This is a genomic window from Massilia sp. UBA6681 (assembly GCF_002454935.1).
Classification (GTDB): Bacteria; Pseudomonadota; Gammaproteobacteria; order Burkholderiales; family Burkholderiaceae_D; genus Telluria; species Telluria varians.
This window is the reverse complement of record NZ_DKJX01000027.1, coordinates 126069-147996: the sequence shown is the minus strand read 5'-3', so window position 1 is coordinate 147996 and position 21928 is coordinate 126069. Positions and strand designations below refer to the sequence as shown.

The window sequence follows — 21928 nt, the reverse complement described above, 5'->3', positions numbered from 1 at the left end:
TGGAGGAGAAAGCAGGTGTTGTCGAAAGCCCAGGCCGAACGCATTGCCGATGAACTGCTCGAACAGGCCCGCGCCAGCAGGTTCGGCTTCCCGGACCCGTCCGGCATGCCGGTGGCGCCGCTCTACCAGTGCCGCAGCATGCGGCGCCTGCCGCAGGGACTGCAAACGGAAATCGTGCGCAAGGCAACGCTGGCGGTCGGATCGTCTCCGTGGTTCGTCGTCGCGGTGGTGGCCTGGATCGTGGCGCTCGCGCTGGTGTACGTCTTCGAGCCGACCGTGCTCGGGTTCAGGACGGTGCCCTCCGCCTTCATGATCCTGGCGCCGCTGGCGCCGCTGCTGTTGCGGGCCTTGCTGGTGCGCCGGGCCGTGCGCGAGATCGCGGACCGAATGGCGCCGTGGCCGGTGCCGGTACGGATGTAATCAGCGCACCGCCGGATTGAAATCCGGCCGGGCGCTCGCCCCCGCCGCATAAAAACCCTGGTATTCGTCGCAGCCGTGCTGGCGCAGGAAGCGCAATTGCTCCTCGGTCTCGACGCCTTCGGCCACCACGCGCAGGCGCAGGCTGCGCGCCACCGCGATGATCGCCGGGATCAGGGCGGCGTCGAGCGGATTGTGCTCGATGTCGCTCACGAAGCTGCGGTCGATCTTCAGCTTCGACAGCGGGAAGCGGCGCAGCGACGACAGGCTGGACAGCCCGGTGCCGAAGCGGTCGATGGTCAGCTGCACCCCGCGTTCGCGCAGGGACTTCACGGTGTCGTCGAGCACATGGTCGCCGCGCATGATGGCGCCCTCGGTGATCTCCAGGTCGAGCCAGGCCGGCGCCAGGCCGGACTGCGCCAGCGCGGCGTCCACCGTCTCGAGCAGGCGGCCGTGCAGGAACTGGATGTCGGACAGGTTCACCGCCACCGTCACCGCGTGGCCGGCGTCGCGCCAGGTGCGCGCCTGGGTGCACGCCTCGCGCAGCACCCATTCGCCGATCGGCACGATCAGACCGCATTCCTCGGCCACCGGCAGGAACTCGTGCGGCAGCAGCAGCCCGCGCTCGGGATGGCGCCAGCGGATCAGCGCTTCCATGCCGATCACCTTGCCGGAGCCGACGTCGAGCTCGGGCTGGTACTCGAGCACGAATTCGCCGCGTTCGAGCGCCTGGCGCAGGCGCTTTTCCAGTTCGCCGCGCTCGAACACGCGCGCATTCATCTCGGGGCTGAAGAAGCGGAAGCTGCTGCGGCCGTTCTGCTTGGCGTGGTACATCGCCACGTCGGCATGGTGCATCAGGGTGTCGACGTCGCCGCCGTCGGTGGGACAGATGGCGATGCCGATCGAGGCCGACAGCGTCAGCTGCTGCCCCGCCACCTCGAAGGGGCGCGAGACCGCCCCCATCACGGCATTGGCGACGTGCGCGGCCTGGTCGACCCCGCCGATGTCGGCCAGCAGCACGACGAATTCGTCGCCGCCGAGCCGGCTGATGGTGTCGACCCGGCGCACGCAGCCGCGCAGCACCGCGTCGCCGGTCTGGTGGCCGTTGTTGTCGTTGATGGCCTTGAAGCGGTCGAGGTCGAGGAACAGGACGGCGAAGCTGTCGCGCTGGCGGCGCCAGGTGGCCAGCGCCTGGTGCATGCGATCGAGGAACAGGGCGCGGTTCGGCAGGCCGGTGAGGGTATCGTGCTCGGCCTGGTGGCGCACCTGCGCCTCGGCGCGCTTGCGTTCGCTGATGTCGGAGAGCGTCGCCATGTAGCTGCTGGCGGCGCCATGCGGGTCGCGGATGGTGGTGAGCGCTACCCAGGCGGTGTAGTGCTCGCCGTTCTTGCGCACGGCGGGCAGCTCGCCCTGCCAGCGGTCGTTGCCGTCGAGCTGGGACCAGATGGTGTCGTAGAAGCCGCCCCCGCCGCCGCCGTCCTCCTTGTCCTTGTCCTCGCCCCAGGGCAGGCTGGCGAGCGTGGAGCCGATGATGTCGGCGGCGTCGAAGCCGGTGATGGCGCTGAAGGCCTGGTTGACCGCCTGCACCCGGTATTCGGCATCCATGACGATGATGGCTTCGTGCGCATTCTCGAACACCCGCGCCGCCTGGCTCAGGTTGTCTTCGACCTGCTTGCGCGCGGTGATGTCCACTTCCATGCAGAACACCTGCTGCGTGTGGCCGTCGCGCTTGACCGGGAAGTGGTTTGAATGCAGCCACAGGCGCCGGCCGGCGGCGGTCTCGACCCGCCAGTCGCGCGGCGCCGGCGCCTCGCCGTCGCGCCAGATGGCGGCGATGGTGTTGTCGAATTCGCGCTGCTGGTCGAGGTGGGACACCAGCTCGCGGAAGGGCTTGCCCAGCGCATGGCTGGCCGGGATGCCGAACAGCTGGGCGCAGGCATGGTTCCAGAAACGCACGATGCCGGCGCCATCGCGCGAGTGCACGGCCACCGCCGGCGCCAGTTCGATCGCCGTCACGAAACGGTAGAGCCAGTCGAGCGCCTGGCGGCCGGGGCCGTCGAGCTCGACGGCTTCAGGCAGCGCGCCGGCCGGCGCCGGATGCGGCGCAGCAGGCGCCTGGAGATGGTCCTGGACGTGGCGGACAGGATCGGCAGGCAAGTCCAGCCCGCGCGGCCCACTGGGCCAGCCCGTCGGGTCTCGCGCTTGTTCGCTCACGGAAGAATCCTTTTCTAAGGGAAACAGTCATGAGTGCCATGACAATCCCGTCATTCTTCCCCGCCCTGCCAAGGTGGCGTTTGCGAACACGCAAAAGCAGGCTTCGCCTGCATTTCATCGCGCCCCGGCGGCATTCCAGACCCGCGTTTCAACCGCCCGTCGCATCCGGCTGGATGCGCTGGACGCGCCTGGCTATATTGGCATCATGCGCAAGGAGCTCCACCCTCTTCGCCAGGACGGAGCCCGAGCGCGAAGCATTCCATGCCGGCCCCGCGGACCTGCCTTCAGGCGGCGTCCTGCGGGGCCGCTTCGCCCTGCTCCGCCTGCGGCTGGCCGGCGCTGCCTTCCTCCGCCTCGCGCTTGGCGTCCTGCTTGCGCTTGGCCTTCTCTTCCGCCTTGCGCTTCTTTTCGAGCTCGCGCTGTCGCTTTTCGTACTGGAAATTCGTCCGTGCCATGTTCACCTCGTTAGCAGTGGATGTGAAGGGTGATGATCGGTGCTGCAGGCCCATTATGGCCCACCGCTTGCGCGGCAGCTTGAATTAACCCCGCGGGTGGTGCTGGGCATGCAGGTGCTTGAGGCGCTCGCGCGCAACATGCGTATAGATCTGTGTGGTCGAAATGTCGGCGTGGCCCAGCAGCAGCTGCACCACACGCAAGTCGGCGCCATGGTTCAACAAATGGGTGGCGAAGGCGTGGCGCAGGGTGTGCGGCGACAGCGGTCCCCCGATGCCGGCCTTTTGCGCATGCTTCTTGATCAGGATCCAGAACATCTGGCGCGTCATCGCCCCGCCGCGGCCGGTGACGAACAAGGCGTCGTCGACCTGCCCGTTCAGGATGATGCCGCGCGCATCCCGCAGGTAGCGCTCCAGCCAGCTGCGCGCCTCCTGGCCGAAAGGCACCAGGCGGGTCTTGCTGCCCTTGCCGGTGATGCGCAGCACGCCGTCATTCAAGCTGACTTCGACCAGTTTCAGGTCCACCAGTTCCGACACCCGCAGTCCGCTCGCATACATCAGCTCGAGCATGGTGCGTTCGCGCAGGCCCAGCGGCGTGGACACGTCCGGCGCCGCGAGCAGCGCCTCGACCTGGCTTTCGCTCAAGGTGTGGACGAAGCGGGTCGGCTGCTTGGCCGAGGCCATCTTCAGGCAGGGATCGATCGGGATCTGGTTGCGGCGCAGCGCCAGCCCGTAGAAGCGTTTCAATACCGACAAGCGCCGGTTCGCCGAACTGGGGCGCGTGTCGGCGTGGCGTTCGGCGAAATAGGCGGCGATGTCCTCGGGCTGCACGGCAAGCAGGCTGGCGCGCTGCGGCCGCTTGGCTTGCAGCCAGCCGGCAAACAGCTTGAGGTCGCGGCGGTAGGCGTCGAGCGAATTTTTGGCCAGCCCCTGTTCCAGCCAGAGGGTGTCGCAGAACTCGTCGATCAGTCCCAGATCGATTGCTGCTGCCATGGGGATGCGGTGGCGCCTTCGTGGCGCAGCAGCCAGCGCTTGACGGACAGGTGGAAGCCGTTCTCGTCGTCCTGGTTCGAAAAGCCGCCCAGGCCGCCGGATGCGGTGACGCGGTGGCACGGGTTTATCAACGGGAACGGGTTGGCGCCACAGGCCTGGCCGACCGCGCGCGGGGCCGAGCCGATCATCTTGGCCAGCTGGCCATAGGTCTTGACGCTGCCACGCGGGATTGCGGAGATTTCGGACCAGACGCGGCGCTGGAACTCGGTGCCGGCCTCGAACAGCGGCAGGTCGAAGCGGAAGTCGGGGTCTTGCAGGTAGTGCGCCACCTGGACGGCGGCGGCATCGGCCACCTGATTATCGGCGGCTTTTTCCTGAAACGAAGGCTGTAGATAGACCAGTTCGCGGACACGTCCGTCAGTGGTGCGGATCCCGATGGCGCCGAATGGCGCCGGGACGATGGCGTTGAACAAGGTGCTTGCCTGGTCGGTCTTCATTCCAGCATCTTAACCGCTGGGATGGCGCCCGGCCACCCCCAGCCAGACTTCCGGCGAAAAAAAAGCGCACCCTGAGGTGCGCTCCAATTCGGGTCACGTCCCCGGCCGTTTAGCAGTGCTAACGGCTTCTGTAAAACGTGTGTCTCCTCGATTGTTCTCCGGTATGGATTACCGTGATTTTCTCTATGCTCCCCAAAACCGTGTGTGTTCTGTTCGCGTACGCACCATGTGGGTGCGAAGAGGCCCCATCATAACGCAAGCTTTTCGTGCAAACGTATCTTTTTGGCCACATTACCAAAAATTATTTTTAGATATGAAGAAAACGCATGAGCGTTCGCAAGGCCTGTCATGCAGCTGTCATAAGACGCTCTGGTCCAGCCTTATCTGGCGACCTCGCGCTGGATCGCCTGCACCACCTCCTTGCCGATGCGCGCTTCCATCTGCGTGTACACCGGCTGCATGGCGCGCCGCCATTCGGCCTGCTGCTGCGGGCTGAGCGTATGGATGGTGGTGGTGCCGGCGCGCCGGATCGATTCCAGGGCCGCGTCGTTGGTACGCTGGGCAATGGTCTTCTCGTAGGCGGTGGCTTCCGTCATCGCCTTTTCCAGCGTCTTGCGGATCCCGCCCGGCAGGCCGTCCCAGAACTTCTTGTTGACGATGACGGCGTAGCCCAGGTAGCCGTGGTTCGACACCGTCAGGTGCTTCTGCGACTCGTGCATGCGCTGGGTGTACATGTTCGAAGGCGTGTTCTCGGTGCCTTCCACCACGCCGTCGCGCAGGGCCGGCGTGGTTTCCGAAAACGCCAGCGCCAGCGGCTGGGCGCCCAGCACGCGCATCTGGACATCCAGCACCTTGGAAGACTGGATGCGCATGCGCAGGCCGCGGAAATCGGACGGCGCCAGCAGCGGCTTGTTGGCCGACATCACCTTGAAACCATTGTCCCAGTAGGCCAGGCCGGTGATGCCCTTCGACTCGAGTTTACGCAGCAGGCCGCGCCCGATGCGCCCCTCGGTCACCGCATACAGCGCCTGCTTGGACGGGAAGATATACGGCAGGTCGAAGGCTTCGAATTCCTTCACGCCCAGCGGCGAGAACTTGGCCAGCGAGGGCGCCAGCATCTGCACCGCGCCCAGCTGCAGGGCTTCGAGCTCCTCGCGGTCCTTGTAGAGCTGGCTGTTCGGGTAGACTTGCACCTTCACCCGGCCGCCGGTCATCTGCTCGGCCAGGACCTTGAAGCGCTCGGCGGCGCGCCCTTTCGGCGTGTCCGGCGCGACCACGTGGCTGAACTTGATGATGATCGGCGCCTGCGCCCAGGCGGCATTGCCCGTGACGGCGAGCAGTGCGGCGGCGAGGAATCGGATCTGCAGGGCGGCGGTACGGTTCATCCTGGTCGGGAACGGGAATATGATGGGTGGGACCAGTCTGCGCGGCAGGCTTGCGGCGCGCCATCGTGGACTTCCACAATAGCCCGACAGTGTAACGAAGTACGGAGCATTAATGAAATTTCCCTTCACCCAGCAGCCGGACGCGCAGCGTGCGCGCTCCTGGCGCTGGCTGGTGCCGGTCCTGCTGGTGCTGCTGTTCCTGGCGGTGTTGATCTGGCTGCCCTGGCAGGCGCGCCAGATGGAGCAGACCGAACGCCAGGAACAGCTGATCGCCGACACGCTCTGGGTCGAGCAGACACTGCGCTTCGAGCTGGCGCGCAGCGAGGAGGCGCTGGCGGGGCTGGGCGCCGACCTGGTGTCGCGGCCGCCGCAGCAACAGCTCATCCCGCAGGCGCTGCAGGCGCGCTTTCGCCAGATGTTCGAGAACGGCCCCGAACTGGTGCGCATCGTCTGGTATGACGCCGATGGCAAGGTCATGGCCAGCCACGGCCTGGAACCGCCCGCCGCCCTGCCCGCGCCGACCCGGCTGGCGGCCGAGGTGGCCGGCGCGACCAGGCGAGGCCGCTACAGCGAACCCTACGGCGCCAGCGACGCCACGCCGGGCGTGCTCGACTTCTACCTGCCGCTGTACGCCGGCGGCAAGCCGGCCGGCAGCCTGGTCGCCACCTACAGCCTGCAGACCCTGCTCGACGAAACGGTGCCCTGGTGGTTCGCGCAGGACAACGCCCTGACCCTGCTCGACCGCGAGGACGACCCGGTGGCGCGGCGCGCCGCCGGCGGCCCGGGACGGGGGGTGTATACGCACCGGCGCGAGCTCGACCTGCCGGGCGCGCTGGTGGTGCTGTCCACCGACAGCGTCAAGCGCGCGCCCCAGCTGCTGCCGAACCTGCTGGTGGGATCGGTCATCGTGCTGGCCCTGGGCCTTGTGCTGAGCCTGGGCTCGCTGTGGCGCCACATCTCGCGCACGCTGGCGGCGGAGCGGGCCTTGCGCCAGCAGATGGCCTTTCGCACCGCGATGGAAAACTCCCTGATCACCGGTCTGCGCGCGCGCGACCTGGAAGGGCGTGTGACCTACGTGAACCGGGCCTTCTGCGAGATCGTCGGCCTGCCGGCCGAAGACCTGGTCGGCAAGAAGCCGCCCATGCCCTACTGGGCGCCGGAAGTCATGGCCGAGTATGAGGAGCGCTTCGCCGGCGTCCTGTCGGGCAACATCACGCCCCAGTTCGAAACCGTGTTCCAGCGCCCGGACGGCGTGCGCGTGCCGGTGCTGGTCTACGAGGCGCCGCTGGTGGATGCCGACGGCCGCCAGACCGGCTGGATGAGTTCGATCCAGGACATCACCGACCGCAAGCGCGCCGAAGAACTCAACCGCCAGCAGCAGGAGAAGCTCGAAAACAGCGCGCGCCTGGCCACCATGGGCGAGATGTCCTCGATGCTGGCGCACGAGCTGAACCAGCCGCTGGCGGCGATCTCCAGCTACACGGCCGGCGCCCTCAACGTGCTGGAGCGCACCGGCAAGGCGGGCGAACCGGTGAATGCCGGCATGCTGCGGCACGCGCTGGAGCAGGCGCGCCAGCAGGCGCAGCGCGCCGGCCAGATCATCCGCAGCGTGCACGAGTTCGTGAAAAAGCGCGAGCCGCGCCGCGAGCCGGTCACCATCCCCAGCGTGGTCGAGGGTGTGCGCGCCCTGATCGAGCTGCAGGCGCGCCAGGCCGGCGTCATCCTGCGCGTCGAGCTGCCGCCGCAACTGCCGAAGGTGGAAGCCGACCGCGTGATGCTGGAACAGGTGCTGCTCAACCTCACCCGCAACGCGATCGAGGCGATGGTCGACACCCGGCTCGACCAGCGCGTGCTGCGCATCGGCGCGGCTCACGCCGACGGCATGGTGTCGGTGTCGGTGATCGACCGCGGCCACGGCATCGCGCCGGAAGTGGCAGCCGGGCTGTTCTCGCCCTTCTACTCGACCAAGCTTGACGGCATGGGCATGGGCTTGTCGATCTGCCGCACCGCGATCGAGTTCCACGGCGGCACGCTGACCCATGCGCCGAACCCGGGCGGCGGCACCATCTTCACGTTCTCGCTGCCGGCGCAAGCGGCGAGCGGGGCGCTGGGCTAAAATCCGGGTGCGGCCTTGCCGCAGATGATCGAGAATACCGAGGACGGAGACCCACCACATGCTGCACATCGTCGACGATGAAGACGTCATCCGCGACGCGCTCGCCTGGCTGGCGCAATCGCGCGGCCTGGAAGCGCGCGGCTACGCCAGCGGCGAAGCATTCCTCGCCGCCGTCGGCGCGTCCGTCCCCGGCGCCGATGGCGCGCAGGGCGACTGCGTGCTGCTGGATGTGCGCATGCCCGGCATGAACGGCATCGCCGTTTTTGACCAGTTGGTAAAAAATGGCCTGAGCGCGCGCCTGCCGGTGATCTTCCTGACCGGCCACGGCGACGTGCCGATGGCGGTCGACTCGCTCAAGCGCGGCGCCTTCGATTTCTTCGAAAAACCCTTCAACGACAACGTGCTGATGGACCGCGTCGAGGAAGCGCTGGTTGCCTCGCGCAAGGCGCTCGATGCCGCCGCGGTGCAGGCGCGCCTGGCGACCCTGTCGGCGCGCGAGCGCGAAGTGCTGGACCTGATCCTGGCCGGCATGATGAACAAGGTGGTGGCCGACAAGCTCGGGATCAGCATGCGCACGGTGGAGGTGCACCGCGCCCATATCTTCGACAAGATGCAGGTAAAGACGGCGGTCGAGCTGGCCGGCTTGCTGAAATAAACGGCGCTGTCACCGTTCGATGTTGGATCTACCTAGCGCTATTCGCAGCATCGCCTCCGCCGTTCCGATACGACGTCCGTCGACCGCCCACTGCCAGCCGAGATAATTGGGCAGATAGCGTGAGGCCACGCCATTGAAGCGGGCAAGCCATTGGCGGAAGCGCCGGTGGTAGGCGTTGACGTTTTGCACATGGACGGCTCCACGCACCCGGTCGCCGGCCCGCAGGTTCACCGCTTCGTGTGAGATGGCGGCCGCGCGAGCGAACGCCTTGTAGGCCGGATGGGAATCAGTGACCAGCAGCACATCCCTGTCGAGCACCGGAAGCAGGTAGCGGTGCAGCTGGGCCGTGGTGACGGCGCCCCGACCGGTAACGAAATCGAAGGTGGCGCCGGTGCGGTCACGGGCAACCAGCACGCAGACGTGTTCGCTATTGATGCCGCGCCGGCTGGCAACGCCTGCGCGCTTGCGCGGCGGCCGGTCGAGCGTGCGCGACCCCTTCTGGGATTCAAGCAGGAACAGTTCATCGGCCTCGGCGATGCCGGCCAGGGCTGCAGGACGGTCTTCCTTGGCCAGGTGCAGGAAGCGGTGGCGCCAGCGGAAGCTGGTGTTGCGGTGCACGCCGAGCCGGTCTGCCGTCTTGCGCACCGACTGGCCGTCGAGCATGCCGTCCAGGTAGTCGAGCCATTTCCTGCGGTGGCGCAGCCGTGCCAGCGGCGTACCCGTCAGGGCACTGAAGGTCTTGCCGCAGGCGCAGCAGCGATAGCACTGTACCCCGCGGTCGTGCCCGTGGCGATGCAGCCGCCGACCTTCACAGAACGGACATGACGATGGGCTCCTGGCCTCCTCGATCGTCGCACAGACACGATCCAGCCCAACTGCCGGGCGCAAAAGCGCGAGCAATTGTTCGCGCTGGCGCCTGGTCAGCTGCGCGACACGTGCCAGCCAGGGTTTGAAGCTTGCCGCCTGCATTGCCACCTCCACTGTCGATCGGACAGTGGTTTGACATCGGTTCAGCTCAACAGTTCAAGATCTCCAACAGGTAGCGGTGACAGCGCCAAATAAACTGCCACCTTGGAACTTCCCGAAGCGCCCTCAATTGCTCTTCGTTCTCCTTCTTTTTCGCGCGGCAAGCGTCCCTGCGGTTTGAAGGAAGCCTTGTAAAATGAACCGGAACGCGACACGGCCGCTGCATTCTGTGGCGATCGCGGAGCTATTGCATTTAGGAATTCTCATGAACGAAAAAACAGTTGCAGACAAGATGTTCCTGAGGACGGCGAAATCGATGCTGATCCTTAACGGACAAGCCAATCCCGGCGTGGCGGCGCAGATGCCGCAGCAGCTCGTCAAGGAAGGCGACGGTCCCTTCGACGTGATTCTGATGTTTGCGCTCAACCGCAAGGAGCTCGAGCAGTACCTGCCGATCGCCAAGGAACGCCTGGGCGAAAAGGGTTCCTTGTGGATCGCCTACCTGAAGCAGACCGCCTCCAAGGCCACCGACATCAATCGCGATTCGATCAATGCCTATGCCAAGGAAAACGGCATCACCGCGGTGGCGATGATCTCGATCGACGGCGACTGGTCCGGCCTACGCCTCAAGCGCATCGAGTAAGGCGCCGTGCCGTGCGAGCGCCCAGCTTACATGCTCGCGCACCAGGCTCGAAGGGTGGCCGGCGCGTGCCCGCAAGGCCGCCACGATCGCCGCATCGCCCTTGCCGGCCGCGCTCGCCGCGGCATTGCCCAGCCCCACCGCCAGGTTGCGCAGCCAGCGCTCGTGGCCGATACGCCGGATCGGACTGCCTTCCATCCGGCGGTTGAATTCCTCCTCTTCCCACCCGAACAGTTCGACCATGCCGGCGTTGCCCAGGCCATTTCTTTCGTCGAAGTCGGGTAGCGACGCGTGCTGCGCGAACTTGTTCCACGGGCAGGCCAGCTGGCAGTCGTCGCAGCCGTAGATGCGGTTGCCGATCAGGGGACGCAAGTCTTCCGGGATGGCGCCCTTGAGCTCGATGGTCAGGTAGGAAATGCAGCGCCGCGCGTCCAGCCGGCCGGGGCCGAGGATGGCTTGGGTCGGGCAGACCTCGATGCAGGCCTGGCAGCCGCCGCAGTGGGCGCCGGTGGGCGGATCCACGGGCAGCGGCAGGTCGACCAGGATTTCGCCGATGAAGAAGGTGGAGCCGGCCGCGCGCGACAGCAGCAGCGTGTGCTTGCCGCGCCAGCCCAGGCCGGCTTTTTCCGCCAGCGGCAGTTCCATCACCGGCGCCGAGTCCGTGAATACGCGGTAGCCCAGCTCGCCGACGGCCGCCTTGACCTTCTCGGCCAGGGCCTGCAGGCGGTTGCGCAGCACCTTGTGGTAGTCGCGGCCGCGCGCATACACCGAGACCACGGCGGCGCCGGGTTCCAGCTGGCGTGCCTGTTCCTCACGACGCCAGTCTTCTCCGCGCGACATCGGCAGGTAATCCATGCGCGCGACGATGGCGCGCACCGTGCCCGGCACCAGCTCGCTTGGCCGCGCACGCTTCATGCCGTGGCTTGCCATATAATCCATCTCGCCATGGCAGCCGGCGTCGAGCCAGGCCTGCAAGCCGGCTTCCGCATGCGCCAGGTCGACGTCCGCGATGCGCACGTCGGCAAAACCGAGTTCCGCGCCCCATGCCTTGATGGTGCGTGCGAGCTCGTACAGGTCGGGTGGGGATGTCAGCATGGCGGGATGAACAACATGGCGACAGCGGTCGCTTAACACGCTATTTTATTCGATGCAGCCTTTCAAAGCCTACTTGCCCGACGAATCCGCCACCGCCGCATTGGGTGCGGCGCTGGCGCGCGCGCTCCAGCCCGGCCTGGTGATCTACCTGCACGGCGACCTCGGCGCGGGCAAGACGGCGCTCACCCGCGCCATGATCCAGGCGGCCGGGCACAAGGGCACGGTCAAGAGCCCGACCTATACGCTGTCCGAGCCCTACCGCGTGCAGGTCGAGGGCCAGGATCTCAACATTATCCACTACGACCTGTACCGGATGTCGAGTCCCGAGGAATTCCTGGACGCGGGCTTCCGCGAAGACTTCGATGGAAGGAATATCTGCATCGTCGAATGGCCCGAAAAAGGCGAGCCGGTGTTGCCCTCACCCGACGTTCGAATCTTGCTTGACGTCAGCGGTCTCGGCCGTGAGGTAGAATTGCAGCCGTTGACTCAACCAGGCCTGCTATGTCTCGACCGCCTCGCCTACCCTCCGCCGACTCCCTGATTCCTGGTTCGCCGCGCCGCCGCACCCTGCTCAAGGCCGGCGGCACGCTGCTGCTTTCCGTGATCGCCCCGCTGCCGGCCAGCGCCGCGCAGATCCTGGCCGTCCGTGTCTGGCCCGCGCCCGACTACACGCGCGTGACGCTGGAAAACGACAGCAACCTCAAGACCGAGCACTTCCTCCTGTCCGACCCGCCGCGCATGGTGGTGGACATCGACGGGCTGGGCCTGAACAGCACCCTGAAGAGCCTGGTCGCCAAGATCGAATCGAACGACCCCTACATCAAGCAGGTAAGGGTCGGCCAGAACCGTCCGAACGTGGTGCGCCTGGTGTTCGACCTGAAGGAAGAGATCAAGCCGGAAGTGTTTACGCTGGCACCGGTGGCCGGCTACCAGCACCGCCTGATCTTCGACCTCTATCCGACCAAGCCGGTCGATCCGATCGCCGCGCTGATCGAAAAGGGCGACTGGTTCAGCGAGGCGCCGACCTCGGCAGCTGCCGGCAGCGCCAATCCGGCCTCGCCCCTGCCGGCCACGCCGCCGGCCCAGACCGGCGCCGCTCCGGAAGCCATCGCCAAGCTGGAATCCGAGATGTCGGCCCTGGACGGCACGCCGCCGCCGCAGCCGGTACAGCCGACGCCGTCGAAAGCCGGCGCCAAGGCCGCGCCGCCGAAGGTGGTGCGCATGGTCACCATCGCGCTCGACCCGGGCCACGGCGGCGAGGACCCCGGCGCGATCGGCGCCAACGGCAGCCGCGAGAAGGACATCGTGCTGGCCGTGGCCAAGCGCCTCAAGGCCAAGCTCGAGCAGCTGCCGAATACCCGCGTGATGCTCACCCGCGACGGCGACTACTTCGTGCCGCTCGGCCAGCGCGTGCAGAAGGCGCGCAAGGTGCAGGCCGACCTGTTCGTGTCGATCCACGCGGACGCCTGGATCTCGCCGACCGCGCGCGGCTCCTCGGTGTTCGTGCTGTCCGAAAAGGGCGCCAGCTCGAGCGCGGCGCGCTGGCTGGCGAACGACCAGAACAAGGCCGACCTGGTCGGCGGCGCCAACTTCGCGGTGCAGGACAAGCAGATCGCGAGCGTGCTGTTCGACCTGTCGACCACGGCCCAGATCAACGACAGCCTCAAGCTCGGCAAGGCCGTCCTGAGCGAAATCGGCGGCATCAACCGCCTGCACAAGGCCTCGGTCGAGCAGGCCGGCTTCGCAGTGCTGAAAGCGCCTGACATCCCGTCGATTCTGGTGGAAACTGCATTCATCTCGAACCCGCAGGAAGAAGCCAAGCTGCGCGACGAAGGCTACCAGAACCAGCTGGCCGAGGCCATCACCAATGGCATCAAGCGCTATTTCGCCGACAACCCGCCAATGGCCAAGAGCCGCCAGACCTGACCCTTTTTGACCATGACCCTCGCCACCCACACCACCTACGGGCAGTTGCCCGCGATCCGGATCCAGGCGCCGGACGGCGCCGAAGCCACCATCACCCTGTACGGCGCCCACCTGGTTTCCTGGAAGGGCGCGGACGGCCGGGAACGCATGTTCATGAGCGAGAAATCGGTGCTCGACGGCAGCAAGGCGATTCGCGGCGGCGTGCCGGTGATCTTTCCGCAATTCGCCGAACGCGGCAAGGGCATGCGCCACGGCTTTGCCCGCGTGAGCAACTGGCGCCTGGAAGACAGCGGCCTGGAAGACGGCGCGGCCTGGGCCAGCTTCGACCTGGCTTCGGGCGACCTGCCGACCACACTGGCCGACGCCTGGCCGCACACCTTCGCCCTGTGCCTGCGCGTGGCGCTGCGCGCCAACCAACTGGACATGACGCTCACCGTGCGCAACCTGGGCGCCGCACCCTTCCCCTTCGCGGCGGCGCTGCATACCTACCACCTGGTGCCGGACGTGTGCGAGGTGCGCATCGAGGACATCTCCTCGGACGAGATCTCGATCATCGACAAGCTCGACGAGGTCTATCCGCACGTGGCGGGACGCGCCCAGCTGGCCACCAGCGCGGGAACGCTGGTGCTGGAACAGAGCGGCTTTACCGATGCGGTGGTGTGGAACCCGGGCGCGGTGGACGCGGCGGCGCTGCCGGACATGGAGAATGGCGAGTACAAGCGCTTCGTGTGCATCGAGCCGGCCGTGCTCGATCCGGTGACGCTGGATGCGGGGCAGTCCTGGACCGGGACCTACCGCGTCAGCTGAAACGAAGAAGCACAGGTCTGGGGTCAGGTCTGACTTTCGGACACGGACTGAGCAATACAATCACGCAATGCTCGAGTTCGTGTCCAAATGTCAGACCTGACCCTCATGTAAGCCGGGCAGTGCCCGGCTTCTTTTTTTAGTTCGACTCCTTGATCATCCTGCCATTACTCTGCTGGATCGGCCGCGCATTGAGCGGATACAGGCGCGAGAACAGCGCCATCTGCGCCGGCGACGCCTGCATGGTCTGCTTCATCACGATCCACAGCACGTCCTCGGTGCACGGCGGTTCGGTGAGCGAGCCCATATAGGTGAAGTACTCGCGCTTTTCCGGCAGCGCCTCGCTCGGGTCGATCAGGATCGAGGGCGACACGGTCTGGTGCTTTTCCAGCGGCAGGTGGTTCCACACCGTCTGGATCAGGGAATTGGCCTTGCCGCGCTCGAGCAGCACGGCCAGCACCAGCAGCTTGCCTTCATAGCTGCGGTGCACCAGGTGGATCACCATCTCGGTGCCCTTGCCGTTGATGCGCTCTTCCGACGGGCGGTGGAAGTGGAACTGCTGCAGCTCGTAGGCCATGTTGCCCACCGTGAGGAAGTTGCCGCCGCCGACCGTCACCTGGATGGTGTGGCCGTTGTCGATCTCGCTGAACGAGCTCGGACGGTAGTCGAAAGCGATCTGCTCGAGGTCGACCTTGATGCCGTCGCGCAGGTCGATCGGCGACTGGCGCTTGCCGGTATTGCACTGGGCCCAGTTCGAGTTGATGTTCGACCAGTTGGCCGGACCGTACTCGCCTTCGTAGCTCCAGTGGGTGCCGTTCTTCGGCTTGTTGGCGGCGGCGATCGCGGCTTCGGCCTCCTTGCGGCGCTTGGCCTCGGCCGCTTTTCTCGCCCTGGCGGCCGCGGCGGCGCGGGCCGCCTGCTGCTCGCGCAGCTGGGCCAGGCGCTCGGCGATGCGCACCGAGAGGTCGACTTCCGACTGTTCTTCGTCGGCGGCAGCCGGCGCCGGGCGGGCTGCCGCGGCGCTGCGGGCGTCCGCGGCGGCGGCCAGGGCCTTCATGTCCGGCTTGACCGAGCTTGGCACGGGCTTGCCTTCGAGGATGGCCTTGACGGTGGCCGTCTTGCCATCGGTGGGCTTGGGAGCGGGGTCGCTCGCGCTTGCGGAAGCCATGACAAGGCTGCAAGCCAACAGGGCGATGAGGTGGCGCATGAGAATCCAGGGAGTGTCTGTCCTCATGCTTATCGGCAATAAGCACCGCAAACTTGAGTGCGCTGGAACAAGAACGCCCCGAAAAATCGGGGCGCTGTCAGGATGGCAAGGCGTCGACCTTATCGGCTCAGCATGTTGCGGCCGAATTTATACAGGCCGCCGATCGCCAGCGGCACCATCGCCGCCGAGATGCCGACCAGCACGATTTCGGTCAGGTGTTCCTTGACCACCGGGACATTGCCGAACAGGTAGCCGGCAGTGACCAGACTGCCCACCCACAGTACCGCCCCGGTCACGTTGAACAGCTGGAAGCGGGCCAGTGTCATCTCGGACACGCCGGCCACCAGGGGCGCGAAGCTGCGCACCACCGGCACGAAGCGCGCCACGATGATGGTCTTGCCGCCATGCTTCTCGAAAAAGTCATGGGTGCGGCGCAGCGCGTCCTTGTTGATCCAGCGGTAGTTGTGCGTAAACACGCGCTGGCCGATGGCCCGCCCGACGTAGTAGTTCACGGTATTGCCCGTCACGGCTGCCACGATCAGGAGCGTCATCAGGAGCGCGAAGTTCATCTGGCCGGTGGCGCAGAAGGCGCCCGCGATGAACAGCAGGGTGTCGCCGGGGAGGAAGAAGAACAGGACCAGTCCGGTTTCGCAAAACACGATCGCGAACAGCACGATGTAAACATAGGTTCCGTACTGGGCCAGGAGCGCGCCCAGCGTCCTGTCGACATGCAGGAGCATGTCGAATAACTGCATCAGATCCATCATCTTCCTAGAGGTTAGCCGCGCATCATACCACCAGTTACCCTCCCGGCATGCGAGACCATCGGACGGCTTTACCTTCCGACCACATTCCCGCACAATCGCCGGATAAGCAATCGATAACACACCTGGAGACTGCATGACCGCTTCGTTCAAGGCATCACGCCTGGCCCTCGCCGCCCTGGCCCTGCTGGCCGCCGGCAGTGCCGGCGCCGCCCCTGCCAAGCCAGAAAAGGAACTGCCGCCGAAACCCTCGCTGGCCGACGTGGTCAAGGCCTCCAAGCCGGGCGACTGGCGCGCGCTGGACCCGGAAAACACGCTGTACATGGACCTGCCGACCGGCCGCGTGGTCATCGAACTGGCTCCGAGCTTTGCACCGAATACCGCCGCCAACATCCGCGCCCTGGTGCGCGAGAAGTACTTCGACGACCTGTTCATCATCCGCTCGCAGGACGGCTTCGTGGTGCAGTGGGGCGACCCGGACGAGGAGAACCCGAAGCCGTTCAAGGCCGCCAGGATCATCAAGGCCGAGTTCACCGCGCCGATCAAGTCGGCCGGCAGCTTCACCCGCCTGAAGGACGGCGACGTCTACGCGCCCCAAGTCGGACACGTGGAAGGCTTCCCGGCCGCGCGCGACCCGAGCAGCGGCCAGACCTGGCTGGTGCACTGCCCCGCTATGATCGGCGTGGCGCGCGACACCGGTTCCGATACCGGCAACGGCTCGCAGCTGTACGTCGTCACCGGCCACGCGCCGCGCCACCTCGACCGCAACATCACCGTGGTGGGCCGGGTCGTGCACGGCATGCCGCTGCTCTCCAGCCAGCCGCGCGGCACCGGGGCTGCCGGCTTCTACGAGAAGCCGGAACAGCGCATGCCGCTCAAGCGGGTAGCCATGGCGGCCGACGTGCCGGAAGCCGAGCGCAGCAAGCTGGAGGTGATGCGCACCGACAGCGCCACCTACCAGGCCGTGGTCGAGGCGCAGCGCAACCGCGGCGGCCCATGGACCAAGGTCGCGGCCGGCAAGATCGACCTGTGCAATGCGCCGATTCCGGTGCGGGAGCAGAAGTAGGCGGGATATAATTTGGCGATGAACGCGCCCGCTCCCACCCATCGCCCGATCCAGCAACTCCCTGACCAGCTCATCTCCCAGATCGCCGCCGGCGAAGTGGTCGAGCGGCCATCTGCCGTGGTCAAGGAGCTGCTGGAAAACGCCCTCGATGCGGGCGCGACCCAGATCACCGTGCGCCTGGAAGAAGGCGGCGTCAAGCGCATCGCCATCACCGACAACGGGCGCGGCATCGAGCCGGACCAGCTGCCGCTGGCGCTGGCGCGCCATGCCACCTCAAAAATCGCCTCGCTGCACGACCTCGAGCACGTCGGCACGCTGGGCTTTCGCGGCGAGGCGCTGGCCTCGATCGCCTCGGTGGCCGCGGTGCGCATCACCTCGCGCACGCCGAACGCCGCCCACGCCTATGAAATCGTCGGCTCGCACGAGGGCACGGTGGCCCCATCTTCGGGCGCCTTCGGCACCACCATCGACGTGCAGGACCTGTACTTCAATACCCCGGCGCGCCGCAAGTTCCTGAAGTCCGAGCAGACCGAATACGGCCACTGCGCCGAGGTCGTGCGCCGCATCGCGCTGTCGCGTCCGGACGTCTCGTTCAGCCTGACGCACAACGGCCGCACCATCGACCACTGGAACGTGAGCGAAGCGGCCAAGCGTAGCGGCCAGATTCTCGGTAACGACTTCGCCGAGGCGCGCCTGGCGCTGGACGAATCCGCCGGCCCGCTGCGCCTGCACGGCTACGTCGGCCTGCCGACCGCGTCGAAAGCGCGCGCCGACGGCCAGTTCTTCTACGTGAACGGACGTTTCGTGCGCGACAAGCTCCTGGTGCACGCGGTGCGCGCGGCCTACCAGGACGTGCTGCACGGCGACCGCTTTCCCTGCTACGTGCTGTCGCTCGACCTCGATCCGGCGCTGGTCGACGTCAACGTCCATCCGTCGAAGATCGAAGTGCGCTTCCGCGACAGCCGCGCGGTGCACCAGTTCGTGTTCCACGCGGTGCAGCGCACCCTGGCCCAGACCTCGGCCACCGCCCACGGCAGCGCGCCGGCGCCGATTTCCGCCGCCGAAGTCAAACCCACCGGCACGCCGGTGTGGGCGCCGCGCCCGCACGAGCAGACCTCCTTCGGTGCGCAGCTCGCGCCGACTTTCTCGCCCTCGCCCTTCGCGCCCGGCAGCCGCTGGGACGATCCGCGCCCGCAGCCGTCGACGGGCGGTGTGGCGCAGCGTACCGAGGCCTACGGCGCCCTGTTCGCCGCCGGCGGAGCGGCCAGGGCCGAGGCGCCGGTCGGCGTGCCGATATCAAGCTCCGAGCGCCCGCTGTCGAACGAGGACTTCCCGCTCGGCTTCGCCCTGGCCCAGCTGCACGGCATCTACATCCTGGCCCAGAACACCAAGGGCCTGGTGCTGGTCGACATGCACGCGGCCCACGAACGCATCCTGTACGAGCAGATCAAGAACGCGCTGGACGCGCGCGCCGAGGGCGAAGAGCTGCAGGTGCAGCAGCTTCTGATCCCGGTGACCTTCTACGCCGACGCCATCGAGGTCGCGACCGCCCAGGACCACGGCGAGACCCTGAAGACGCTCGGCTTCGACATCGCCGCGCTGTCGCCCACCACGCTGGCGGTGCGCACCGTGCCGACCCTGCTGAAGAACGCCGACGCCCAGACGCTGGCGCGCGACGTGCTGCGCGACGTGCGCGAATTCGGCGGCTCGCGCGTGCTGATCGAGCGCCGCAACGAATTGCTCGGCACCCTCGCCTGCCACACGGCGGTGCGCGCCAACCGCATCCTCTCGGTCCAGGAGATGAACGCGCTGCTGCGCCAGATGGAAATCACCGAGCGCTCCGACCAGTGCAACCACGGCCGCCCGACCTGGGTCCAGCTCGAAATCTCGGCACTCGACAAACTCTTCCTGCGCGGCCAGTAATCGATATGAGCAACAAGAAACCGATGGCCGTGGCCATCATGGGCCCGACCGCGTCCGGCAAGACCGCGGCCGCGCTGGCGATCGCCAGGACCCGTCCCGTCGAGATCATCTCGGTCGACTCGGCCCTGGTCTACCGCGGCATGGACATCGGCACCGCCAAGCCCAGTCCCGAGGAGCTGGCGGCGGTGCCGCACCACCTGATCGACATTATCGACCCGCTGGAAGCCTATTCGGTGATGCAGTTCCGCGAAGACGCGATCCGCCTGGTGGGCGAAATCAGCGCGCGTGGCGCCCTGCCCCTGCTGGTGGGCGGGACCATGATGTACTTTAAAGGCCTGACCGACAGCCTGGACGAGCTGCCGACCGCCGATCCTGCGCTGCGCGCGCAGCTCGACGCGGAAGCGGCCAGCATCGGCTGGCCCGGCATGCATGCCAGGCTGCGCACGCTCGACCCGGTGACCGCCGAGCGCCTGAAGCCCAACGACGCCCAGCGCATCAACCGCGCGCTGGAAATCATCGCCCTGACCGGCAAGCCGATGTCCGAACTGCTGGGCAAGCGCGAGAAGCCCGAGCTGCCGTTTGAGTTGATCTCGTTCGCGCTGGAGCCCTCGGACCGCGCCGTGCTGCACCAGCGCATCGCGCAGCGTTTCGACGCCATGCTGGGCGAGCGCGACGACGAAGGGCTGGTGGCGGAAGTGGCGCGCCTGCGTGCGCGCGGCGACCTGACGCCTGCCCTACCGTCGATCCGCTGCGTCGGCTACCGCCAGACCTGGGACTATTTAGAGGGCAAGATCGACCGCGCCGAGCTGCGCGAGCTGGGCATCATCGCCACGCGCCAGCTGGCCAAGCGCCAGATCACCTGGCTGCGCGCGATGCCGGAGCGGATCGTGATAGACTGCCTTGGTACGGACCCGACGGGCGAGCTGATGCACAAGCTGAGTCAGTTGGAAAAATGACATTGACGCGAGATTTTTGCGTCGCAGATCGGCGTCCAGCCTTGACAGGCGGCGCGCCGGCATCGATAATGCCTGCCGTTGCGGTGATATAGCTCAGCTGGTTAGAGCACAGCACTCATAATGCTGGGGTCGGTGGTTCAAGTCCACCTATCACCACCACAGAATTCCAAACGGATGGCTTGGCTCGCAGGGTCAGGCCATTTTGTTTTACCGCCTTGCGGTGACCCTTTTCGGTGATATAGCTCAGCTGGTTAGAGCACAGCACTCATAATGCTGGGGTCGGTGGTTCAAGTCCACCTATCACCACCACGACGGCAGCCCGCGTTCTTTCCCGAGAACGCGGGCTTTTGTTTTTCAGCGTAGCGCGAACCGACCATCGAGGCCGAACGCCACCATCTTCGGATGGCCGGTGACATAGGCCCATACCTCTTCTCGCGTCTTGAGCGGCGCATGCCCATACACCTTGTCCAGGGCCTCCAGCGTGACGACGACGAGCTGGTTCTTGCAGTAGGTCTGGATCGCGGACGAGGCGAGATAGCGTTCACGCTGCAGCTGCCCTAGCAGCCAGAGAACGGGGCGCCACCAGTCATAGGCGAAGTCGCAATGCTTGATCACGGTGGCCGACGATTCGCGCTGGGCCAGCATCGCGAAAAAATTCAGCATGTTGTCGAGCATGAGGCGATCCGCCCGGTCCGCATGGACGATGTCCTCATCGGCTTTGTCGCGCTTGTCCTCGTCCAGTTCGCGCAAAATGGGCAAGCTGCTACCAGGGAGCGCAAGCTGCTCGACCACGAAAAGGCGACTCGCCAGGAACTCCGCATAGTCCCGGCTCTTGACCGCCGCCAGAAGGCAGCGGAACGAACTATCCTTCACGTGCTGGAAATCGAGGCTCGTAAAAGTCTGAAACAGCTCGAAGATCGAGCGCTCCACCTCTTCGCGCCGCGCAATGCGCGATTCCTCGGCCTGGAACAGCAGGGTGACCACCACGCCGCCGAAGGCCAATGCGGTGAACAATACGTTCAGGCCGTTGTACACCTTTTCAAGCGGATCCTGAAAGGTCCCTTGAGGCAAGTGTTTCGCGATGGGGTAGGCAGTCAGCCAGACCAGCACGATCAGCAGCATGATGGTGAAAGCCAGGTACCCAGGGCGAGAAAGTCTCATGATCCATCCTTGTTATGTTAATTGGAATGATCATAGGCATATTTCCTGGTGCTTTCCATGCGTAAAAAATGAAAAGGCCAGCGCATGGCTGGCCTCCGGTCATCACATGATGGTCAGTGCTTCTTGCCGCCACCCGAGATCTTGTTCTCGGTGGCCCAGGCGCGCCGCTCGGCTTCCTTCTTGCCTACGCCCTTCTTCTCGTAGCCTTCCTCGATGTGCTTGACCTGGCGTTTCTGCTTGTCCGTGTAGGACGATTTATCACCTTGAGGCATGATGGTTCTCCTTTCCAGAATGGGATGGTCCACAGTCCTCAGGCTACGCTCCTGCCCGCCTTTGTAACGTTCGGTATCTCACGCAAAAGAAGCTTCTACTCAGCAGTAAAGGACTCGTCCAGCGCATAGTCGCCGCGCGCCAGGCCTTCCAGGACGGCGCCGGCCTGCTGCAGGTAGTCCGAGGGCACCAGGATGCGCACCCCGCCCAGCGCCGGCGCCAGCAGCAGATCGGTCTGCATCAGGTGGGCGTCCGCCAGCACGGCCGGGATGCCGGCCGCGACCAGGCAGCCCTGGGCCAGCGTCGCTTCCATCGGGACCAGGTACCTGGCGATGATGAACAGGTCGCGGCCGGGAATCTGGACGACCTCCGGGTTGGCGGCCAGCCAGGCGTTCAGTGCGAGTTGTTCCATGCGCCCCTC

Annotated in this window: 22 protein-coding genes and 2 tRNA genes; 12 read left to right on the top strand and 12 right to left on the bottom strand. The window is 66.2% G+C overall.

Annotation, left to right across the window (positions count from 1 at the left end; translation table 11 throughout):
• The first annotated feature begins 15 nt into the window (after positions 1-15).
• Complete coding sequence (locus B2R83_RS03720) at positions 16-420, top strand: hypothetical protein (RefSeq protein WP_292038324.1); 405 nt, start codon at positions 16-18, stop codon at positions 418-420.
• Here the strand turns inward: B2R83_RS03720 and B2R83_RS03715 are convergent, their stop codons facing one another.
• From B2R83_RS03715 to B2R83_RS03695, 5 genes are all read right to left on the bottom strand, one after another.
• Positions 421-2631 (bottom strand): putative bifunctional diguanylate cyclase/phosphodiesterase, encoded by a 2211-nt coding sequence (locus B2R83_RS03715; protein WP_292038323.1) that lies wholly within the window; start codon positions 2629-2631, stop codon positions 421-423.
• Positions 2632-2915: 284 nt separating this feature from the next.
• Positions 2916-3086, bottom strand: coding sequence for a hypothetical protein (locus B2R83_RS03710; protein WP_292038322.1), 171 nt, complete (start codon positions 3084-3086; stop codon positions 2916-2918).
• Between the two features lie 84 nt (positions 3087-3170).
• A complete protein-coding gene (gene xerD / locus B2R83_RS03705; protein ID WP_292038321.1) occupies positions 3171-4076 on the bottom strand; it encodes a site-specific tyrosine recombinase XerD in 906 nt (301 codons plus the stop codon).
• A complete protein-coding gene (locus B2R83_RS03700) occupies positions 4049-4573 on the bottom strand; it encodes a methylated-DNA--[protein]-cysteine S-methyltransferase (protein ID WP_036215190.1) in 525 nt (174 codons plus the stop codon). Before B2R83_RS03700 ends, xerD begins: the two co-directional genes overlap by 28 nt.
• A 380-nt stretch (positions 4574-4953) precedes the next feature.
• Entirely contained in the window at positions 4954-5958 is a 1005-nt protein-coding gene (locus B2R83_RS03695; protein ID WP_292038320.1) for a TRAP transporter substrate-binding protein, read from the bottom strand.
• Between the two features lie 112 nt (positions 5959-6070).
• On the opposite strand from B2R83_RS03695, the gene B2R83_RS03690 reads away from it, so the two are divergent.
• Positions 6071-8074: a PAS domain-containing sensor histidine kinase gene (locus tag B2R83_RS03690; RefSeq protein WP_292038319.1), complete on the top strand. Its 2004-nt coding sequence runs from the start codon at positions 6071-6073 to the stop codon at positions 8072-8074.
• Between the two features lie 58 nt (positions 8075-8132).
• A complete protein-coding gene (locus tag B2R83_RS03685; RefSeq protein WP_036215196.1) occupies positions 8133-8729 on the top strand; it encodes a response regulator transcription factor in 597 nt (198 codons plus the stop codon).
• Positions 8730-8738: 9 nt separating this feature from the next.
• Here B2R83_RS03685 and B2R83_RS03680 read toward each other — a convergent pair whose 3' ends face one another.
• Positions 8739-9698 (bottom strand): IS1595 family transposase, encoded by a 960-nt coding sequence (locus B2R83_RS03680; protein ID WP_307189158.1) that lies wholly within the window; start codon positions 9696-9698, stop codon positions 8739-8741.
• 313 nt (positions 9699-10011) lie between these two features.
• On the opposite strand from B2R83_RS03680, the gene B2R83_RS03675 reads away from it, so the two are divergent.
• On the top strand, positions 10012-10338 hold the full coding sequence (locus tag B2R83_RS03675; RefSeq protein ID WP_229446002.1) for a DUF3052 family protein: 327 nt from the start codon (positions 10012-10014) through the stop codon (positions 10336-10338).
• Here the strand turns inward: B2R83_RS03675 and queG are convergent.
• Positions 10315-11430, bottom strand: a complete 1116-nt coding sequence (gene queG, locus B2R83_RS03670) for a tRNA epoxyqueuosine(34) reductase QueG (protein WP_292038318.1) — start codon at positions 11428-11430, stop codon at positions 10315-10317. The two genes, B2R83_RS03675 and queG, sit on opposite strands and share 24 nt — an antisense overlap.
• A 52-nt stretch (positions 11431-11482) precedes the next feature.
• Here queG and tsaE point away from each other — a divergent pair, with 52 nt between their 5' ends.
• The 3 genes from tsaE to B2R83_RS03655 are packed head-to-tail and all read left to right on the top strand — an operon-like array spanning position 11483 to position 14163.
• On the top strand, positions 11483-11971 hold the full coding sequence (gene tsaE / locus B2R83_RS03665) for a tRNA (adenosine(37)-N6)-threonylcarbamoyltransferase complex ATPase subunit type 1 TsaE (RefSeq protein WP_292038317.1): 489 nt from the start codon (positions 11483-11485) through the stop codon (positions 11969-11971).
• Complete coding sequence (locus B2R83_RS03660) at positions 11932-13356, top strand: N-acetylmuramoyl-L-alanine amidase (RefSeq protein ID WP_051996935.1); 1425 nt, start codon at positions 11932-11934, stop codon at positions 13354-13356. Before tsaE ends, B2R83_RS03660 begins: the two co-directional genes overlap by 40 nt.
• Before the next feature lie 12 nt (positions 13357-13368).
• Complete coding sequence (locus B2R83_RS03655; RefSeq protein WP_292038347.1) at positions 13369-14163, top strand: D-hexose-6-phosphate mutarotase; 795 nt, start codon at positions 13369-13371, stop codon at positions 14161-14163.
• Positions 14164-14299: 136 nt separating this feature from the next.
• On the opposite strand, the gene B2R83_RS03650 is transcribed toward B2R83_RS03655, so the two are convergent.
• Complete coding sequence (locus tag B2R83_RS03650; RefSeq protein ID WP_292038314.1) at positions 14300-15367, bottom strand: carbonic anhydrase; 1068 nt, start codon at positions 15365-15367, stop codon at positions 14300-14302.
• A 119-nt stretch (positions 15368-15486) separates the two neighbouring features.
• A complete protein-coding gene (locus B2R83_RS03645; protein WP_027866695.1) occupies positions 15487-16131 on the bottom strand; it encodes a VTT domain-containing protein in 645 nt (214 codons plus the stop codon).
• 136 nt (positions 16132-16267) lie between these two features.
• Between B2R83_RS03645 and B2R83_RS03640 the strand changes: the two genes are divergently transcribed.
• The 5 genes from B2R83_RS03640 to B2R83_RS03620 all read left to right on the top strand — a co-directional run bounded on the left by B2R83_RS03640 (position 16268) and on the right by B2R83_RS03620 (position 20385).
• Positions 16268-17197 (top strand): peptidylprolyl isomerase, encoded by a 930-nt coding sequence (locus B2R83_RS03640; RefSeq protein WP_292038313.1) that lies wholly within the window; start codon positions 16268-16270, stop codon positions 17195-17197.
• An 18-nt stretch (positions 17198-17215) separates the two neighbouring features.
• Entirely contained in the window at positions 17216-19120 is a 1905-nt protein-coding gene (mutL, locus tag B2R83_RS03635; protein ID WP_292038312.1) for a DNA mismatch repair endonuclease MutL, read from the top strand.
• Positions 19121-19125: 5 nt separating this feature from the next.
• Complete coding sequence (gene miaA / locus B2R83_RS03630) at positions 19126-20076, top strand: tRNA (adenosine(37)-N6)-dimethylallyltransferase MiaA (RefSeq protein ID WP_292038311.1); 951 nt, start codon at positions 19126-19128, stop codon at positions 20074-20076.
• An 82-nt stretch (positions 20077-20158) separates the two neighbouring features.
• Positions 20159-20235 (top strand) — tRNA-Met (locus B2R83_RS03625).
• 73 nt (positions 20236-20308) lie between these two features.
• A tRNA-Met gene (locus tag B2R83_RS03620) sits at positions 20309-20385 on the top strand.
• 45 nt (positions 20386-20430) lie between these two features.
• On the opposite strand, the gene B2R83_RS03615 is transcribed toward B2R83_RS03620, so the two are convergent.
• The 3 genes from B2R83_RS03615 to B2R83_RS03605 form a co-directional block, all read right to left on the bottom strand.
• Positions 20431-21237 (bottom strand): hypothetical protein, encoded by an 807-nt coding sequence (locus B2R83_RS03615; RefSeq protein WP_292038310.1) that lies wholly within the window; start codon positions 21235-21237, stop codon positions 20431-20433.
• A gap of 113 nt (positions 21238-21350) precedes the next feature.
• Positions 21351-21509, bottom strand: a complete 159-nt coding sequence (locus tag B2R83_RS03610) for a hypothetical protein (RefSeq protein ID WP_036215215.1) — start codon at positions 21507-21509, stop codon at positions 21351-21353.
• A gap of 95 nt (positions 21510-21604) precedes the next feature.
• On the bottom strand, positions 21605-21919 hold the full coding sequence (locus B2R83_RS03605) for a putative signal transducing protein (RefSeq protein ID WP_027866689.1): 315 nt from the start codon (positions 21917-21919) through the stop codon (positions 21605-21607).
• Between the last annotated feature and the right edge of the window lie 9 nt (positions 21920-21928).

What these genes read in the sequence shown, in the direction of transcription:
- B2R83_RS03660 (WP_051996935.1), top strand. Translation starts at nt 11,932, where the DNA reads ATGTCTCGACCGCCTCGCCTACCCTCCGCCGACTCCCTGATTCCTGGT.
- miaA (WP_292038311.1), top strand. Translation starts at nt 19,126, where the DNA reads ATGAGCAACAAGAAACCGATGGCCGTGGCCATCATGGGCCCGACCGCG.
- B2R83_RS03610 (WP_036215215.1), bottom strand. Translation starts at nt 21,509, where the DNA reads ATGCCTCAAGGTGATAAATCGTCCTACACGGACAAGCAGAAACGCCAG.
- B2R83_RS03710 (WP_292038322.1), bottom strand. Translation starts at nt 3,086, where the DNA reads ATGGCACGGACGAATTTCCAGTACGAAAAGCGACAGCGCGAGCTCGAA.
- queG (WP_292038318.1), bottom strand. Translation starts at nt 11,430, where the DNA reads ATGCTGACATCCCCACCCGACCTGTACGAGCTCGCACGCACCATCAAG.
- B2R83_RS03640 (WP_292038313.1), top strand. Translation starts at nt 16,268, where the DNA reads ATGACCGCTTCGTTCAAGGCATCACGCCTGGCCCTCGCCGCCCTGGCC.
- B2R83_RS03655 (WP_292038347.1), top strand. Translation starts at nt 13,369, where the DNA reads ATGACCCTCGCCACCCACACCACCTACGGGCAGTTGCCCGCGATCCGG.
- xerD (WP_292038321.1), bottom strand. Translation starts at nt 4,076, where the DNA reads ATGGCAGCAGCAATCGATCTGGGACTGATCGACGAGTTCTGCGACACC.
- B2R83_RS03690 (WP_292038319.1), top strand. Translation starts at nt 6,071, where the DNA reads ATGAAATTTCCCTTCACCCAGCAGCCGGACGCGCAGCGTGCGCGCTCC.
- B2R83_RS03645 (WP_027866695.1), bottom strand. Translation starts at nt 16,131, where the DNA reads ATGGATCTGATGCAGTTATTCGACATGCTCCTGCATGTCGACAGGACG.
- B2R83_RS03685 (WP_036215196.1), top strand. Translation starts at nt 8,133, where the DNA reads ATGCTGCACATCGTCGACGATGAAGACGTCATCCGCGACGCGCTCGCC.
- B2R83_RS03605 (WP_027866689.1), bottom strand. Translation starts at nt 21,919, where the DNA reads ATGGAACAACTCGCACTGAACGCCTGGCTGGCCGCCAACCCGGAGGTC.
- B2R83_RS03675 (WP_229446002.1), top strand. Translation starts at nt 10,012, where the DNA reads ATGCTGATCCTTAACGGACAAGCCAATCCCGGCGTGGCGGCGCAGATG.
- B2R83_RS03700 (WP_036215190.1), bottom strand. Translation starts at nt 4,573, where the DNA reads ATGAAGACCGACCAGGCAAGCACCTTGTTCAACGCCATCGTCCCGGCG.
- B2R83_RS03680 (WP_307189158.1), bottom strand. Translation starts at nt 9,698, where the DNA reads ATGCAGGCGGCAAGCTTCAAACCCTGGCTGGCACGTGTCGCGCAGCTG.
- B2R83_RS03695 (WP_292038320.1), bottom strand. Translation starts at nt 5,958, where the DNA reads ATGAACCGTACCGCCGCCCTGCAGATCCGATTCCTCGCCGCCGCACTG.
- B2R83_RS03650 (WP_292038314.1), bottom strand. Translation starts at nt 15,367, where the DNA reads ATGCGCCACCTCATCGCCCTGTTGGCTTGCAGCCTTGTCATGGCTTCC.
- tsaE (WP_292038317.1), top strand. Translation starts at nt 11,483, where the DNA reads ATGCAGCCTTTCAAAGCCTACTTGCCCGACGAATCCGCCACCGCCGCA.
- B2R83_RS03615 (WP_292038310.1), bottom strand. Translation starts at nt 21,237, where the DNA reads ATGAGACTTTCTCGCCCTGGGTACCTGGCTTTCACCATCATGCTGCTG.
- mutL (WP_292038312.1), top strand. Translation starts at nt 17,216, where the DNA reads ATGAACGCGCCCGCTCCCACCCATCGCCCGATCCAGCAACTCCCTGAC.